Genomic DNA, 16189 nt, shown 5'->3' with positions numbered 1-16189 from the left:
ATTTTGGTCCGACCATTGCTCTTCGGATCGGATGCACCATGACCGATATCGTCACCCCCGCCGCGGCATCGGCCGCGCCGGATTCACCGCCGACCGCACCAGTTTACGACCCCGCGCTCACCAATGAGGATCTGGCCCCCCTGCGCGAACAACGTTGGGGCTCTTACCATATCTTCGCCTTCTGGATGTCGGACGTGCACAGCGTCGGCGGCTATGTCACCGCCGGCAGCCTGTTCGCGCTCGGCCTGGCCGGATGGCAGGTGCTCGCGGCCCTGCTCATCGGCATCACCATCGTGTACTTCCTGTGCAATCTGGTGGCCGCGCCCAGTCAGCGCGCGGGGGTGCCGTATCCGGTCATGTGCCGCAGCGCATTCGGCGTGCGCGGTGCGAATATCCCGGCCATCATTCGCGGTCTGATCGCGGTGGCCTGGTACGGCATTCAGACCTACCTCGCCTCGGCGGCGCTGATCGTGGTCGCGGTGAAATTGTGGCCGAGCCTGGCCCCGTACGCGGTGGCCGATGATTACGGCTTCCTGGGTCTGTCGCTACTGGGCTGGTGCGCCTACCTGGTGCTCTGGGTGGTGCAGGCGGCGGTGTTCTGGCAGGGCATGGAGTCCATTCGCAAGTTCATCGACTTCTGCGGTCCCGCAGTGTATGTCGTGATGTTCCTGCTCTGCGGCTACCTGATCTACAAGGCGGGTTGGGGTTCGATCGATCTGCAGCTCGGCGCGGTCAAGTACCACGGCTGGGACGCGCTGCCGGTGATCCTGGGCGCGATCGCGCTGGTGGTGTCGTACTTCTGCGGTCCCATGCTGAATTTCGGTGACTTCTCCCGCTACGCCAAATCCATGGAGTCGGTGCGGCGCGGCAATCTGCTCGGGCTGCCGGTGAACTTCCTGGCGTTCTCACTGCTGGTGGTCATCACGGCCTCGCTCACCATTCCGGTGTACGGCGAGCTCATCACCGATCCGGTCGAGACGGTCTCGCGGATCGATTCCACCTTCGCGATCGTGCTGGGCGCGTTGACCTTCACCATCGCCACCGTCGGCATCAATATCGTCGCGAATTTCATTTCCCCGGCATTCGATTTCTCGCATGTGAGCCCGCAGCGCATCAGCTGGCGCATGGGCGGCATGATCGCCGCGGTCGGCTCGATCATCATCACGCCGTGGAATCTGTACAACAATCCCGAGGTCATCCACTACACGCTCGAGGTGCTCGGCGCGTTCATCGGCCCGCTGTTCGGGGTGCTGATCGCCGACTACTACCTGATCCGCAAACGCACCATCCACGTCGATGAGCTGTTCACCCTGTCGCCGACCGGAAGCTATTGGTACCGAAAGGGATTCAACCCGGTCGCGGTCATCGCCACGGTGGTCGGCGCGATCGCGGCGGTCTTCCCGGTACTGGCCAAGGACCTGACCGGTATGTACACCGCCGCCCAGTACAGCTGGTTCATCGGCTGCGGGCTGGCGCTGGTCATCTACTACGCCCTGGCCAAACGCTCGAGGTTTGCCATGACGGTGTGACGACGCCGACATAATCCGCATGAATTCACGTATTCAAGCCCACATGCTCAAAATCTGCTTTTCCGAAGCGGAATTAGTAGCGTGATCGGTATGCAGCTTTCCCGGTTCACCGATCTCGGATTGCGTGCCCTCATGCGGCTGGCGATCAGTGACCGGGCGCAGGAACGTGTCACCGCCAAACTCATTGCGCGACAGGTGAATGCGTCCGAGAACTATGTGGCCAAGGCGGTCTCCCGACTGGCCGAACTGGGCTATGTGGAGTCGTTGCGGGGCCGGACCGGCGGGATATTCCTCACGCCCGCCGGACGGTCCACCACACTCGGGCGCATTGTCCGCGACCTCGAGGGCGATACCGAAGTCGTCGAATGTCAGGGCGTGAATCCCTGCCCGCTGGCGAGTGCCTGCCGTTTGCGTGGCGTGCTCGCCCAGGCCCAGCGGGCGTTCTACGCCGAACTCGACAATTTCACCCTCGCCGATCTGGTGGACCGGCGAACCGTGGAACTGCTGCATCTGCCGGTTTTTCCGGGCATGGCGCTGGTCGACGACTGAGCGCCGATCGAGGATTCAGGAGACAGCATGACCACCGCACAGGATTCGACCCACCGGGTCACCGAGTTGGAGCAGGCGCACGCCGAGGTGATCCGGGCAACATTGCCACTGGTCGGAGCGCATATCGACCAGATCACCCAGGTCTTCTATCGCGGGCTTTTCACTGCGCATCCGGACCTGCTGCGTGACCGCTTCAATCGCGGCAATCAAACCCGGGGCGCACAGCAGCGGGCACTCGCGGCCTCCATCGCCACCTACGCATCGCATCTGGTCGATCCCGCGCTGCCGCATCCGCGAGAGTTGTTGTCCCGCATAGGACATAAGCATGCCTCCCTCGGTGTCACCGCGGCCGAGTACCACATCGTGCACGAGCATCTGTTCGCGGCGATCGTCGAGGTACTGGGCGCGGAGACGGTGACGGCCGAGGTCGCCGCGGCCTGGGATCGCGTGTACTGGCTGATGGCCACCACGCTCATCGATCTGGAGGCCAAGCTCTACGCCGAGGCCGGTGTCGCACCGGGCGAGGTATTCCGGGAGGCCCGGGTGGTGCGGCGCATCGACGATCCCTCCGGGGCGGCCACTTTCATCGTGGAATCCGCGGATCCGGCGCAACCGCTGCCGGATTTCCTGCCCGGACAATACATTTCGGTCGGCGCGCAATTGCCGGATGGCGCTCGTCAGCTGCGCCAGTACAGCCTGATCAATCGACCCGGCACGCATCGGCTGGCCTTCGCGGTCCGCCGGGTCATCGCCGCCGACGGCAGTCCGGAGGGTGAGGTCTCCTCCTGGCTGCACGAAAACGTCAGCGCGGGAGACGCTCTGCAGATCACCCTGCCGTTCGGCGATCTCACCATCGATCCCGATGCCACCACCCCGCTGGTGCTCATCTCCGCCGGTATCGGCGTCACCCCGATGGTGGGCATTCTCGAATATCTCGCCGCGACGGCGAGCGACCGCCGAACCCTGGTCCTGCACGCGGACCGTTCGGCGGCCGCCCACCCGCTCCGTGACACCGTCACCGATCTGGTTGGCGCGCTGCGTGATTCGAAGCTGCGGACGTGGTATCGGGCCGAGGGGCACGGCCTGATGGACCTGTCCGAACTCGAACTGCCGCAGCACGCCGACTACTACCTGTGCGGCGGCAACGGGTTTCTACAGGCGGTCCGCAGTCAACTGCTGGCCGCCGGGATTCCGGGTGACAGCGTGCATTTCGAACTCTTCGCACCCAATGATTGGCTGCTGTCCCGATCCGGATAACCGGATCAGGGCCGCCCGCGCTCGGCGATATCGAGCACCTGCGCCAGCCAGGGCGTGTACCCCGCCGGAACCGCCGACATGGCGGTGCGCAGTTCGCCGATGCTCACCCACATGGTTTCGGCCACCTCGGCCGGATCCGGTTGCGGCACAACGCCGTCTACCCGTCCGAGCAGTACGTGATCGAATTCGTGCTCGACTCGCCCGGTGGCCGGATCGGCGGCCTGGTAGGTGAAGGCCCCGGCCTCGAACAACTCGGCCGAGAGTCCCATCTCCTCGCGCAGGCGCTGCGCCGCGGCCGCGATCACCGACTGCCCGGGTGCGGGATGACCGCAGCAGGTATTGGTCCACAGCAGCGGGAAACGGGTTTTGACCCCGGCCCGCTGCTGCAGCAAGACCTGGCCGCTGTCATCGAACAGCAGCACCGAGAACGCCCGATGCAGCTGGCCGGGCGCGGTGTGGGCCGCCGCCACCGGCAGCGATCCGATCGCGTGGCCCCGCTCGTCCACCAGCTCGACGAGCAGGGTTTCGCGATCGACCGCCGCCGAGGCGTCGGGAGTGTCGAGAGTGCCGGTCACCGTCCTACCTTATCGGCGGCGATCAACAGGTACTGGAAGCTCCCCTCCCGGTACGAGGTCAGGAAGGGCTTTTCCACGCCGGTGGCCAGCTCGGAATGGGTGCGCAGATCCCAGTACGGGATGGTGTCCGGGGTGAGGTCCTTGACCGCGACCGGCACCAGATTATTGGCGGCCAGGGCCTTGAAGTACTCGCTGCGCGGATGGATATTGCAGCCGTAGTGCGCGTCGATCCAGCTCACCGCGGCCGAGCGCTCACCGAAGACGTCATTGGAACAGCCGGTAATGCAGACGTACCGCCCGCCCGGCTCCAGCAGTCGGGAGAATTCGGCGAAGAGTTCGAAAAGGTCCACGTACATGGTGGTTTCATTGGTCCAGATGCCGCGCTTGGAACCCGCGTCGAAACCGGTGTCGAGCATATTCTTGAAGTGGAACTGCACCTTGTCGGTGACACCGCGCTCCTTGGCCTGCGCATTGGCGAAGCCGGCCTGATATTCGGAGATGGTGACGCCGTCCATCCGGCAGCCGAAGCGCTGATTGGCCATGAAACTGGTGCCGCCGCGCCCGGAACCGCCGTCCATCAGCTGATCGCCCGGGCGCACATCGCCCAGATGGTCGAGCAGCAGATCGGCCTGTGCGGTTTCCAGCCGGTGCAGTTCCTTCACCAGGCGCTCCTGGCGGGTGTCCTCGGGACCTTCGAGGACCGACAGATCGGGTGCGCCGATGCCGTAGTGATGGTGGTAGAGCCCGTCCACCTCGCCGAGCACGGTGTTGACGCGATCATCATTGGGATTGTTGTTCCAATACGCGGCAACCGACTTCTGGTAGTCGGTGCGCAGTACCTCGGTCTCGGGGTGCAGCGCGGTCATGGGAACCATCCTCTCGCATACGGACAGAAACAAGAGCTGAAAAGCCCTGCGGCTCAGTGGCTTTCAGTGGTGCGGCGATCTTCTGCCGGTCGTCATCCCCACGGTGGGATGACGATTTGGGTGACCGGCAGGGCGCGCACTCGGGGGAACAGATGGGAAAGCTGCCGCACCGCGGTCGATTTCGGGGGCGTGCGCCCCACCCCGCTGGGAGCGGGACGGGGCGGCGCCGATATCGCCAGGGTGTCGGGTGGCGGCAGATTCACCAGCAGGCTCGCGGACCCCAACCCCATGGGACCGAGTAGCCGCTTGGGCGACAGGTGTACTTCCGCCGCATCCGAGACACCGAGGCGTGGATCATCAAGTGCGCCTCGGGCTTCCGGTGTATCCGGAGGCACCGGCTGGGGTGGCACCGACATGGCCTGCTCCGATCAGTCGGACTGCCGTGCGACCAGCACGTTGTCGAGAATGCCGAGCGCGTCGGGGACCAGGACCGCGGCCGAGTAGTAACAGCTGACCAGGTAGGAGATGATCGACTGATCGTCGATACCCTTGAACCGGACATTCAGGCTGGGCTCGTACTCATCCGGAATTCCGGTCTGGTGCAGGCCGATAACGCCCTGATCCTTCTCACCGGTGCGCATGGCCATGATCGAGGTGGTCTGGGTATCGCTCACCGGGATCTTGCCGCACGGGAAGATGGGCACGCCGCGCCAGGCGGGCACGCGATGGCCGTCCACCTCCACCGGATCCGGGTACAGGCCGCGCTTACTGCATTCGCGGCCGAACGCGGCGATCGCCTTCGGATGTGCGAGAAAGAGTTTGGTGCCGCGCCGCATGCTGAGCAGCTCGTCCATATCGTCCGGGGTCGGCGGGCCGGACTCGGTGTAGATGCGCTGCTTGAGATCGCAATTGTTGAGCAGGCCGAAGTCCTCGTTGTTCACCAGGTCGTATTCGCGGCGCTCGTACATGGCCTCGATGGTCAGGCGCAGCTGCTGTTCGATCTGATCCATCGGATCGTTGAACAGATCCGCGACGCGGGTGTGCACCCGCAGCACGCTCTGGCCCAGGCTGAGTTCGTACTCGCGGGGCTGTCCGTCGTAGTCGACGAAGGTGCCGTCGAGCATCGGCTCACCCGAGTGACCGGAGGAGACCACGATCTCGGCCTCACCGTATTTGTTCTGCGGCGCCGCGGGCAGGCTGGCCACCGCCTCCAAATGCCGCTGCAGGGCCGGGATTTGATCATTGAGCTGATCGAGCGCCTGCCGGCTGAGCACCAGCACGGTGGTGGGCGTGACCGTCTTGATCGTCACCGGCCAGATGGCGTCCGGATCGACGAGGGTTTCATCACCGTAGAAGTCACCGCCGGCCAGCATGCCGAGCTTGGTGGTCTCACCGTATTCGCCGGTGCCCATCTTGGTGAGCTTGCCGTGCACGATCAGCAGAACCTGGTCCATCGGGTTGCCGAATTCGGCAACCACGGTGCCGGGGGCCAGATCTCGCTGCTCGAAGCGCTGGGCGACGGCGCTCAGCACCTCCTCGTCGTCGAATCCGCGCAGCTGCGGCAATTCCTGCAGCTCCAGCGGGATGACCCGGGCCTGTGAGCCATTGATGATGTACTCCACCTCGCCGTTGCCGACGGTGTGGGTGAGGCGCCGGTTGACGCGATAGACGCCGCCCTTCACCTGGGTCCAGGGCAGACTGCGGGTGAGCCAGCGTGAGCTGATGCCCTGCATCTGAGGTTCGGACTTGGTGGTGTGCGCCAGCTGGCTGGCGGCGGCGGTGCTGAGGGTTTTGCGCTGATGATTAGTGGTCTCGATGGGCAATTCAATGGTCATGCTGCGGTCCTCACCTCGAAGGGCCACCGCGTCAGCAAGCGGTGGAATCCACGGCGATAGAGCAGGTCCGGCACGGGCCTGCGGAATTAGACATGTAGTGAAATGACAAGCGCGACAGTGCGTTCCAGCGATACCGATGGTAGGACCGGGTATCGGGAAACCGCAGCAAAATGCATAAACATGATGTCTGGTGTATTGCTATCGCCGTCGTGTCGCAGCTTCGCCGCCTCGCAATCGTGCGTTCGCAAGCGTTTCGGCGGTGCATTCGACCAGCGTGTTGACCGGCCGGGCGCAGGTGGCGGGCGCCGCATTCGCAGCTTCACAAAAATAGCTGAACCGACCGGGCTGTACGTAGATTTCGCCGCGCCCGGGGGCTGGTACGCATGGTGCTGGTCACAGCCGCCACGGGATAGAGTGGCTCTATGGCAAGCTCATCTGGACGCGTTGGGGCGGATGACGCAGGTCACGAGCAGATTATGTCTGGGAGCGAAGCCGTGAAATTCAATACGAGGTCCGTTGTCGGTCCTATGCAGCGCCTGGTGGCGACCGCTCAGAACGGGCTCGAGGTGATCCGGTTCGGGGGACTGGTTCACGAAATCGAATCGTCGCCGTATGAAATAGCCGAGCGCAAACGCATGTACCGGCTGCGGCATTACTTCCCGGACGCCGAGGGAACCGACCGACCGGTTGTGCTGCTGGTGCCGCCCATCATGGTGACCGCCGAGATCTGGGACGTGAATGCCGCCGACGGGGCGGTCGGCATTCTCCAGGCCGCCGGAATCGATTGCTGGGTAGTGGATTTCGGCTCGCCGACCACCGAGGAAGGCGGCTGGGATCGCGATCTCGCCGACCATGTGCTCGCGGTCAGCAGCGCCATCGACACCGTCAATGAATTGACCGGGCGCGGTGTCCATCTCATGGGCTACTCGCAGGGCGGCATGTTCGCCTATCAGACCGCGGCCTACCGGCACGGCAGCGGCGTGGAATCCATCGTCACCTTCGGCTCCCCGGTGGACGCGGTCGCGGGCATCCCGTTCGGCATTCCCTACGGGGTCGCCTCCGGCGCGGCCGAATTCCTCGCCGATCACGTGCTGAACCGGCTGCCCATCACCGATTCCATGGTGCGACTGGGCTTTCAGGCCCTGGACCCGGTCAAGACCGCCAAGGCGCGCATCGACTTCCTGCGCCAGCTGCACGACCGGGAGGCGCTGCTGCCCAAGGAACGCCAGCGCCGCTTCCTCGAGGCCGACGGCTGGCTGGGGTATCCGGGCCCCGCGCTCACCGATCTGCTCCGGCAGTTCATCAAACACAATCGAATGATGCTGGGCGGCTTCGTCATTCGCGATCAGCCGATTTCGCTCGCGGATCTCAAATGCCCGATCCTGGCCTTCGTCGGCGAGGTCGACGATATCGGCCAGCCCGCCGCCGTACGCGGTATCGTGCGCGCCGCGCCCAATGCCGATGTGTACGAAGCCAGCGTGGTGGCAGGGCATTTCGGCCTGGTCTCCGGCTCCACCGCCACCAAGTACACCTGGCCCGTGGTGCGCGACTGGGTGAACTGGCTCAGCCAGGGCGGCGAACAGCCCGCCCAGGTGGTGCCGATGAGCCAGGAAGTGGCGCGCAAGGGTCCGAGCACCGGACTCACCCGCGCCGTGCACGCCGTCGGCAGCCTCGCCGAGGCGGGCGCCGGACTGAGCAAGACCATCGAGGGCGTCGCCAGTCAAACCCTGCGCGGCACAGTCGAATTGACCGGTGAGGCGGCGCGCGCCCTGCCGCGGCTGACCCGGCTCGGCATGATCCAGCCGCACACCCGAATCTCCCTGGGCCGCCTACTGTCCGAACAGGCCCGGCGCGGACCGGAAAGGGAAGCCTTCCTTTTCGAGGATCGGGTGCACACGCATTTCGCGGTGAACCAGCGCATCGACAATGTGGTGCGCGGACTCATCACCGCCGGGGTGCGACCGGCCACCCGGGTCGGCGTCGTCATGGAGACCCGGCCCAGCGCCATGGTCGCCATCGCCGCACTGTCCCGGCTCGGCGCGGTCGCGGTGCTGCTCGCACCCAAGAGCGAACTGACCAAGGTCGTCGAACTGACCGGCACCAAACTGCTGATCGCCGATCCGGAGAATCTGAAGGACGCCGCCGCCACCGGCAGCCGCGTACTGGTGCTCGGCGGCGGTGACGCACGCGCACTGGATATTCCGGCCGGTTGCGATGTCACCGATCTCGAGCAGATCGATCCGGCGCAGGTCGCCGTGCCCGCCTGGTACCAGCCCAATCCGGGCCTGGCCCGCGAACTGGCGTTCATCCTGGTGACCGGCACCGGCGATCGCTTCGACATCAAGTACGTCACCAATCACCGCTGGGCGCTGTCCGCCTTCGGCACCGCCTCGGCCGCCGATCTCGGCCGCAAGGATACGGTGTACTGCCTTGCGCCCCTGCACCATTCGTCCGGCTTACTGGTCAGCCTGGGTGGGGCGGTCGCGGGTGGCAGCCGTATCGCGCTGGCCCGCTCGCTGGATCCGGCGCAGTTCGCCGCGGAGGTGCATCGCTACGGCGTCACCGTGGTCACCTACACCTGGACCATGCTGCGCGACATCCTCGATGCCGACACCTTCCCCAATGGCCACCCGCATCCGATCCGCCTCTTCATCGGCTCGGGTATGCCCGCGGGTCTGTGGCGTCGCACCCAGGATCGCTTCGCTCCCGCCCGGGTGCTGGAGTTCTACGCCTCCATCGAGGGAGATGTGGTGCTCGCCAACGTCTCCGGCGCGAAGATCGGTTCCAAGGGCCGCCCGGTCCCCGGCACCGCCAAGGTGGAGCTCATCGCCTACGATCCGATCTCCGATGAGATCCAGGTCGCGGACAACGGCTTTGCCCGCCGCTGCGCCGATAACGAGGTGGGCCTGCTCATCGGCACCGCGTCCGATACCGTCGATCTCTCGGCGGGCGGTCTGCGCGGCGTCTTCACCCCCGGTGATGCCTGGATGCCGACGGAGAACCTCTTCCGCCGCGACAGCGACGGCGACTACTGGCTCATGGACCGCCGCGATACCGTCATCCACACCCCGCGCGGGCCGGTGTACACCAAGCCCATCGTCGATGTCCTCAATGACATCACCGCCGTGGATCTCGAAGTGGCCTACGGTCTTCCGGCGGGCAATCGCACCCTCGCGGTGGCGGCCGTCAGTGTCCGCGCGGATATGCGCCTGACTCCCAAGGATGTCACCGAGGCGCTGCGCGATCTGCCCCCGGATCAGCGCCCCGATCTCATCTACGTGGTGGACGATATCCCGCGCAGTTCCACCTTCCGTCCCTCCACCAAGGCCGTACAGGCCGCGGGCCGCCCCGAACCGGGCGAGCTCACCTGGTGGTACAACCGCGAAACCGAGAACTACGAAGTCCTCACCGAGGAATTGGCGACCCGACTGTTCGCCTGATACCAGCGACGATCGGCCGGGTCGGGGTTCGGCCGATCGCCGCTGTAGTGACCGAGTCTAGGGATTCCCCGAATTCGGGCATATCCCCGAAAGTCGGGGGCGCGGTCGGCGGCTGCGGCGGAGCCACGCCGGTAGCATCGAGGAGTGAATCCGCTTGCCGCACGTGTGATGTCCACTGTTGCCGGTCAACTCGGCAATCCGCATGGTCTGCTGGGTAAGGGGACCGCGCTGATGCTCAATCGGGTGAATCGGTTCCTGATCGAGGAGGCGGTGCGGGCCGCCGCACCGGTGGCGGGGGAGACGGTGGCCGATATCGGATTCGGCGGCGGGGTCGGATTGTCGCTGCTGCTGGATCAGGTCGGGCCGACCGGCAATGTGCAGGGCGTGGAGATCTCGCCGGATATGTTGAACCGGGCCAGGGCCGGATTCGCCGCGCAGATCGGCGCGGGCCGGTTGCAGGTGATGGAGGGATCGCTGACCGAACTGCCGTTCGCCAAAGCCAGTCTGGACGCGGCTATCACGGTGAACACCATCTACTTCGTGCCCGAATTGGACCGGGTCTGTGCGGAATTCGCGCGCGTACTGCGACCGCAGGGGCGAGCCGTGATCGGAATCGGGGATCCGGACGGTATGGCCAAGATGCCGTTCACCGAATTCGGCTTCCGGCTGCGGCCGGTTCCGGAGGTGATCGCGGCGCTGGAGGCCGCCGGGCTGGTGGTGGAAGACCGTGCGGTGGACCATAAGCCGGTTCCGGGCCATTTGCTCATCGCTCGGCCCAAGAACTGATCCGGGGCGGCGGAACCGGAACCGCGTGAAATCCGGCCCCCGAACGAGGGGCCGGATTTCAGGATCAGACGGTGAAGCCGGTGATGCCCTCGACCACGCGGTCGAGCTGCTGTTCGGTCAGCCCCGGCCACAGCGGCAGTCGCACAATGGTTCCGGAGAATTCGGCACTGCGGGTGCAGGGCGTGGGCGTGCGGCCCAGCTTCAATCCGGCCGGACTGGAATCCAGCGGAATGTAGTGGAACGGGGCCGAGATGCCCTGTGCGCCAAGGTGCTTGATCAGGTCATCGCGGCGGCCCTCGGTGGGCACGCGCAGGAAATACAGGTGCGCGGTGTGCTCGCGATCCTGCGGCACCGTCATGAGCTGAACGTCATTGCGGGCGGCCCAGTCCGGCAGCGCGGCGGCGTAGTGATCCCACACCCGATGCCGATTGGCTTGAATCGTCGCGAATTCCGCCAGCTGCGCGTCCAGCACCGCCGCGTTCAATTCACTCGGCAGATAGCTGGAGCCGATGTCCTGCCACGAATACTTGTCCACCGCGCCGCGCAGGAAGCGCGCCCGGTCGGTGCCCTTCTCGCGCACGATTTCCGCTCGCGCCATGAGGATCTCATCGGTGAGCAGCAGTGCGCCGCCCTCACCGCAGTGCACGTTCTTGGTGTCGTGGAAGCTGAGCGCGCCGACCGTGCCGATGGTGCCCAGCTGCCGGCCGCGCCAGGTGCCGCCCAATCCGTGCGCGGTGTCCTCGATCAGCGCGAGACCGTGCGCGTCCGCGATCTGTTGCAGCCGTTCCATATCCGCGCCGACGCCGCCGTAGTGGATGATCACCACGGCCTTGGTGCGCGGGGTGACCGCCGCGGCCACCGACTCCGGATCGATATTGCCGGTCGCGAGATCGATATCGGCGAACACCACCGTGGCCCCGCGCAATGCCATCGCCGTCGCGGTCGAGGTGAACGCGAAGCTCGGCACGATCACTTCGTCCTCGGGCCCGAGTTCCAGCAGCAGCCCGGCCATTTCGAGCGCGTGCGTGCACGAGGTGGTCAGCAGCGCGTACGGCGCGGCGGTGATATCGCGCAGTTTCGCGGTGGCCGCCGCGGTGAACGGACCGTCGCCGTGGCTGTGATCCGACGACAGCACGGCCTCGACGTTCGCCAGCTCACCCGTGGCGCGGAACGGACGGCTGAAGATGATGCGATCAGTGCTCACCCGGGTCGTTCCCCCTCGCTCCTGCGTACTGGAATTCCTTGTCCGCGTGCTCCGAATGCTGTTGCACCGGTCGCGGTGTCGGCGAATCTACCGTCAGATACAGCGGTTTGCCCACGAGTACGTGCAAGGCCACACCCAGATATTCGGCGATCAGGCCGAGGGAGAACAGCACCGCGCCCGAGCACAGCAGCAGCACCGTCATCAGCGAGGCCCAGCCCTCGGGATCGCCGCCGCTATCGGTGAGCTTGTGATAGACCACCCACGCCGCCATACCGCCGCCCGCCAGCGCGAGCGTCACACCCAGCATGCTCACCAGCCGCAGCCCGCGAGTTCCGCTGCACAGCACCATCTTCCAGAACAGCGAGAACAGTCGCCGGTAGTTGTACCCGGACTCCTCACGTCCCTCCGCGCGCAATTGCACCGGCACCTGCGCCACATCGCTCACCACCCAGGTGAGCGCCACATCCAGATACACGCCATTGGAGGCGACCTGCGCGAGCTGGCGCGCGATATCGCCGCGAATCAGCCGGTAGCTCTCGAACCGGGTCGAATCCGGGAACGCGAAAATCGTCGCCAGCACGATCTTGGCTCCGCGCGAGGTGATATTGCGCAGGAAGCCGTGCGGGCGGGTATTGACCGGCTTGGAGTACACCAGATCCGCGCGCTCGCGCAGCGCAGCGTCCAGGAACTCACCGATGAACGCCGGATCGTGCTGCCCGTCCTCATCCATGGTGACGGTCCAGTCGCCGTCGGCGGCGGCCATCCCCGCGATGGTGGCGGCGTCCTGTCCGTAATTGCGGCTCATCCACACCACCCGCACCTGCGGATAGGTCTGCTCGAGTTCCTGCAGCACCACATCGGAGCGATCCGGCCCGTGATCGTGCACCAGCACGATGTCGTTCACGGTGAATTCGGCCCCGGCGGGGGAGCGCACCGGACCGCTGAGCTTGTCCAGCTCGGCGACGAGCGCGGCAATGGTGTCTTCACCGCGATACACGGGTACGACAACGGATACGGCGTGCACCCGCGCCGACCCGGAAGGGCCGGAGGTGACGCTCGGAGCGGTCTGCGCGCGGAGCGGGCGAGACGGAATCGGCATCAGCTGGATCGACTTTCGATGACGGAGCGCGCCGGTACTCCACGCCAAATTACAGAGCCCGAGCCGCGGAGAACTCTAACACGGTGCAGGTCGCGGCTTCCGGGGCGAGAGATCATCACCCCATCATCATTGCCGCACAGCTTGATGCCCGCGAGCGCGACGCCCTGTAGGGTCTGGAACTCGTGGTGGAAAGCGCATTTTCGACGGTGGCCGGGACCACCGGAACCGAACCCGCCGAACAGCCGGCGCGACGCGAGGTATACCGCTGGGGAGTTGTCACCGCCGTCGGTGTGACGCTCGGCTATATCGCGGTGCTGCTGGCCAATGCCCGCCACTTCTACACCGATGACAGCGAATCCCAATACACCGGTTTATGGGTGTTCTTCGGCCGCGCCTTCCGCGACGGCCAGTTCCCGTTCCTGCTGCCGCAGCAGTGGATGTCGGGCAATTACACCAATGAGGAAGCGGGACTGTTCAACCCGCCGCAGCTGCTGATCGATCTGATCGCGCCCTCGGTGCCGAACCTCGCGGTGTACGCGACCATCGTCAAACTGATCTTCGCCATTATCGCCGGGCTCGGGGTGTACCGGGTCTGCCTGGCGTACGGCTCGCGCCCGGAATGGGCGGCCGCGGCCGGTGTGGCATTCCCCTTCACCGGATTCTTCCTGTTCTTCGATTCCGCCAGCTGGTTCACCGCCATGAGCGGAACCGCGTGGATGATCCACGCCTGGGCGTCCTCGGTGCGGTACGCGCGCGGTAAGGGCGGGCCGATCCCGGTCTTTGTGTACCTCTACCTGGCGATCTCGGTGCAGTACGTGTTCCCGGCGGTCGAGGCCGCCATCATGCTGGTCGCGGTCGCGATCGGGGAACTGGTGTGGCGCGGGCGTGCGGCCTGGGCTCCGCTGGCCCGCCTCACCGCCGCCGCTGCCGCCGCGGGCGCGGCCGGTCTGATCACCTTCCTGCCGAGCATGCTGTCCGCGAAGGTCAGCTGGCGCGGCACCTCGCAGATCAATAACGACCAGTTCCTCACGGTGCCGTGGTCGGAATCGCTCAATGCCAGCCTGCCGAGCACGCTGCCCGCGTTCAACTCGTGGTGGGGTTATATCCAGCCGCTGCCCATGGTCTACATCGCGTGGTTCCTGATTCCGGCGCTGGCGTTCGTGGATTGGCGTGCGGCCAAGGCGCAGTGGAAGGAACTCACTTCCATCGCACTGTTCGCCGCGGTGATGCTGATGTGGACCGCCGGGCCCGGCACCATCGGACCGCTGCGCTGGCCCGCGCGCGTACTGCCCATGCTGGCGCTGGGACTGCTGGTGCTGGTGTGCGTACTGCTCGGGCGGTTCGGCACGGTACAGAGCTGGCGTAATCGCGGGATCGCCGCGGGCGTGCTGATTCTGCTGCTGTGGGTGCGCACCTTCTCCGCCGATCCGCACGATGTGCTTTGGCATGTGCTGTCCGCGCTCGTGGTCGGGGCACTGGTCGCGGGCGTGGTGTGGCTGGGCCGCACCCGGGGTACGGCGGCGGCGGTCGCGCTGACCATCGTCGCCATGCTCCCGATCGCGTACTTCCAGGTGCGGTCGGTGCAGCCGACGCCGATGTCGTGGAATCTGCCCGCCGATCGCGAGGAAGCCAAGGCGGCGTTCCCGAAGTTCACCACCGGCACCACGCTGCAGCTCGGTGATCGCGGATTGCTGCAACCCGCCGACAAGAGCCTCGAGGGTGCGTACGGATCGCTGGTGTGGGGTAACTACGCCAAGGATCTCGAACTCGACTACGTGAACGGCTATACGCCCAACGGGCACTTCTACTTCGGTGAGATGCTCTGCATGCGCTGGGACGGCAGCACCTGCCCCGACTCGTACAAGCGCATGTTCGCCCCCGAACCGACCACCGGCCGCCCGCTCGCCGATCTCATGCTGATCGATCGAATCGTGTTGCAGAAGGCCATGTTCCCCGAGGCCGGGAACGAACCCGCGCCGGAGGGCTGGCATTTCACCCCGGTGCCCGGGCATGAGAAGTACATCTGGGTGCTCGAGCGCGATGGCGGCCCGATCTCCACGGTCAACGGCCGCATCGGCGACGCCCACAATGTGGATGCCACATCGCTCTCCGAATCCGGCACCAGCAGCGTGGTGCGCGTGTCCTCGGAGACCGGCGGCCGCATCACCTTCGCGCGCCTGGGCTGGCCCGGTTACCGCGTCACCCTGAACGGTAAGACGATCCCGTTCACCACGGTCGCGAAATCCTTTGTGGCCGTCGATATCCCGGCGGGCACCAAGGCCGCCGAACTGGAAGTCACCTGGCGTCCGCCGGGCTGGAAGATCGGCATCGGCGCGGCCGCGGCGGGCCTGATCGGCATCGGCGTTCTGCAATGGCTTTACCTGCGCTCCCGCCGCGACGGCGATGACGGTGACGACGGCGGCGACGATACCGGCCCGATCACCCCGGACCCGAAACGCGAACTGGCGGAATCGGTTTCGTGACCACCGAACGATCCGTCGGCACGCCCGACGACCTGCGCGCCGCATCGTCGAATGTCGATGGTGCGGTGGCCGCGAGCACGGCCGCCGCAGCGGCCGACCCGGAGCCGGTGAGCGCTCCGCCCGGTCCGCTGCTGCGGCTGGTGCGGCGGCAGGAGATCGCCTTCGCGCTCGTCGGCGGGTTCAACACGCTGCTGGGCATGGCCCTGACCATCATGTGGCTGACCGTGCTGAACGGCATGGTGTCCAAGGATGTGGCCGCCGCGCTATCGGTGGCGCTGGCCTACACGGTGAGCGTGTTCATCGCCTTCGGCCTGCACCGCACCCTGGTCTTCCGGGTGCGCGGTCATCTGCTGCGCGATTTCGTCGCCTTCGTCGGCGTCAACTCGGTCGGCATGGTCCTGAACATGGCCCTGCTCCAGTTCGCGGTCTCCGTCCTGCACGCCCCGGCCCGCCCCGCCGCCGTCGTGGTCATGGCGCTGGTGGCGGTGGCGAGCTTCTTCGGCCACCGCCACATCTCCTTCCGCCGCACCGATTCCCACCCCGCCCCGGCGGACCGGTAGGTTGAC

General features: G+C 65.9%; 13 protein-coding genes. 7 read left to right on the top strand and 6 right to left on the bottom strand.

All coding sequences use genetic code 11. The features are described 5' to 3' along the window. Positions 1 to 38: 38 nt before the first annotated feature. From ACFC0O_RS41665 to ACFC0O_RS41655, 3 genes are all read left to right on the top strand, one after another. The gene (locus ACFC0O_RS41665; protein ID WP_375967853.1) at positions 39 to 1529 is read left to right on the top strand and encodes an NCS1 family nucleobase:cation symporter-1; all 1491 of its coding nucleotides are present in this window, start codon (positions 39 to 41) and stop codon (positions 1527 to 1529) included. Between the two features lie 90 nt (positions 1530 to 1619). Next, positions 1620 to 2078 (top strand): RrF2 family transcriptional regulator, encoded by a 459-nt coding sequence (locus tag ACFC0O_RS41660; protein WP_375967851.1) that lies wholly within the window; start codon positions 1620 to 1622, stop codon positions 2076 to 2078. A 27-nt stretch (positions 2079 to 2105) separates the two neighbouring features. Then, positions 2106 to 3335 carry a globin domain-containing protein gene (locus ACFC0O_RS41655; protein WP_375967849.1) on the top strand — a complete coding sequence of 410 codons (1230 nt, stop codon included), beginning with the start codon at positions 2106 to 2108 and terminating at the stop codon, positions 3333 to 3335. Between the two features lie 5 nt (positions 3336 to 3340). On the opposite strand, the gene idi is transcribed toward ACFC0O_RS41655, so the two are convergent. From idi to ACFC0O_RS41635, 4 genes are all read right to left on the bottom strand, one after another. Continuing rightward, entirely contained in the window at positions 3341 to 3910 is a 570-nt protein-coding gene (gene idi / locus ACFC0O_RS41650) for an isopentenyl-diphosphate Delta-isomerase (RefSeq protein WP_364643085.1), read from the bottom strand. Then, the gene (locus ACFC0O_RS41645; RefSeq protein ID WP_364643083.1) at positions 3907 to 4776 is read right to left on the bottom strand and encodes a geranyl diphosphate 2-C-methyltransferase; all 870 of its coding nucleotides are present in this window, start codon (positions 4774 to 4776) and stop codon (positions 3907 to 3909) included. The genes idi and ACFC0O_RS41645 overlap by 4 nt, the downstream gene beginning before the upstream one ends. Before the next feature lie 92 nt (positions 4777 to 4868). Next, positions 4869 to 5192 (bottom strand): hypothetical protein, encoded by a 324-nt coding sequence (locus ACFC0O_RS41640; RefSeq protein WP_375967846.1) that lies wholly within the window; start codon positions 5190 to 5192, stop codon positions 4869 to 4871. Positions 5193 to 5204: 12 nt separating this feature from the next. Beyond that, entirely contained in the window at positions 5205 to 6611 is a 1407-nt protein-coding gene (locus ACFC0O_RS41635; RefSeq protein ID WP_375967844.1) for a family 2B encapsulin nanocompartment shell protein, read from the bottom strand. A gap of 476 nt (positions 6612 to 7087) precedes the next feature. Here ACFC0O_RS41635 and ACFC0O_RS41630 point away from each other — a divergent pair, with 476 nt between their 5' ends. Both ACFC0O_RS41630 and ACFC0O_RS41625 read left to right on the top strand, forming a co-directional pair. Then, entirely contained in the window at positions 7088 to 10051 is a 2964-nt protein-coding gene (locus tag ACFC0O_RS41630) for an AMP-binding protein (protein ID WP_375967842.1), read from the top strand. 168 nt (positions 10052 to 10219) lie between these two features. Further along, positions 10220 to 10837, top strand: coding sequence for a methyltransferase domain-containing protein (locus ACFC0O_RS41625; protein WP_375968229.1), 618 nt, complete (start codon positions 10220 to 10222; stop codon positions 10835 to 10837). A gap of 64 nt (positions 10838 to 10901) precedes the next feature. On the opposite strand, the gene rffA is transcribed toward ACFC0O_RS41625, so the two are convergent. Together rffA and ACFC0O_RS41615 are read right to left on the bottom strand one after the other, a co-directional pair. Continuing rightward, complete coding sequence (rffA, locus tag ACFC0O_RS41620) at positions 10902 to 12041, bottom strand: dTDP-4-amino-4,6-dideoxygalactose transaminase (RefSeq protein WP_375967840.1); 1140 nt, start codon at positions 12039 to 12041, stop codon at positions 10902 to 10904. Then, positions 12031 to 13065 carry a glycosyltransferase gene (locus ACFC0O_RS41615; protein ID WP_375968228.1) on the bottom strand — a complete coding sequence of 345 codons (1035 nt, stop codon included), beginning with the start codon at positions 13063 to 13065 and terminating at the stop codon, positions 12031 to 12033. The genes rffA and ACFC0O_RS41615 overlap by 11 nt, the downstream gene beginning before the upstream one ends. A 365-nt stretch (positions 13066 to 13430) precedes the next feature. Between ACFC0O_RS41615 and ACFC0O_RS41610 the strand changes: the two genes are divergently transcribed. After that, complete coding sequence (locus tag ACFC0O_RS41610; RefSeq protein WP_375968227.1) at positions 13431 to 15623, top strand: hypothetical protein; 2193 nt, start codon at positions 13431 to 13433, stop codon at positions 15621 to 15623. Beyond that, entirely contained in the window at positions 15620 to 16183 is a 564-nt protein-coding gene (locus ACFC0O_RS41605; RefSeq protein WP_375967838.1) for a GtrA family protein, read from the top strand. Before ACFC0O_RS41610 ends, ACFC0O_RS41605 begins: the two co-directional genes overlap by 4 nt. Positions 16184 to 16189 lie beyond the last annotated feature (6 nt).

Origin of the sequence: Nocardia sp. NPDC056100 (assembly GCF_042266325.1) — a bacterium.
GTDB lineage: Bacteria > Actinomycetota > Actinomycetes > Mycobacteriales > Mycobacteriaceae > Nocardia.
This window is presented reverse-complemented; position numbering and strand designations above follow the sequence as displayed.

Excerpts from the sequence above, each read along its gene's own strand:
- ACFC0O_RS41625 (WP_375968229.1), top strand. The coding sequence starts at position 10,220 with ATGTCCACTGTTGCCGGTCAACTCGGCAATCCGCATGGTCTGCTGGGT.
- ACFC0O_RS41645 (WP_364643083.1), bottom strand. The coding sequence starts at position 4,776 with ATGACCGCGCTGCACCCCGAGACCGAGGTACTGCGCACCGACTACCAG.
- ACFC0O_RS41630 (WP_375967842.1), top strand. The coding sequence starts at position 7,088 with ATGTCTGGGAGCGAAGCCGTGAAATTCAATACGAGGTCCGTTGTCGGT.
- ACFC0O_RS41660 (WP_375967851.1), top strand. The coding sequence starts at position 1,620 with ATGCAGCTTTCCCGGTTCACCGATCTCGGATTGCGTGCCCTCATGCGG.
- ACFC0O_RS41665 (WP_375967853.1), top strand. The coding sequence starts at position 39 with ATGACCGATATCGTCACCCCCGCCGCGGCATCGGCCGCGCCGGATTCA.
- ACFC0O_RS41635 (WP_375967844.1), bottom strand. The coding sequence starts at position 6,611 with ATGACCATTGAATTGCCCATCGAGACCACTAATCATCAGCGCAAAACC.
- ACFC0O_RS41640 (WP_375967846.1), bottom strand. The coding sequence starts at position 5,192 with ATGTCGGTGCCACCCCAGCCGGTGCCTCCGGATACACCGGAAGCCCGA.
- ACFC0O_RS41655 (WP_375967849.1), top strand. The coding sequence starts at position 2,106 with ATGACCACCGCACAGGATTCGACCCACCGGGTCACCGAGTTGGAGCAG.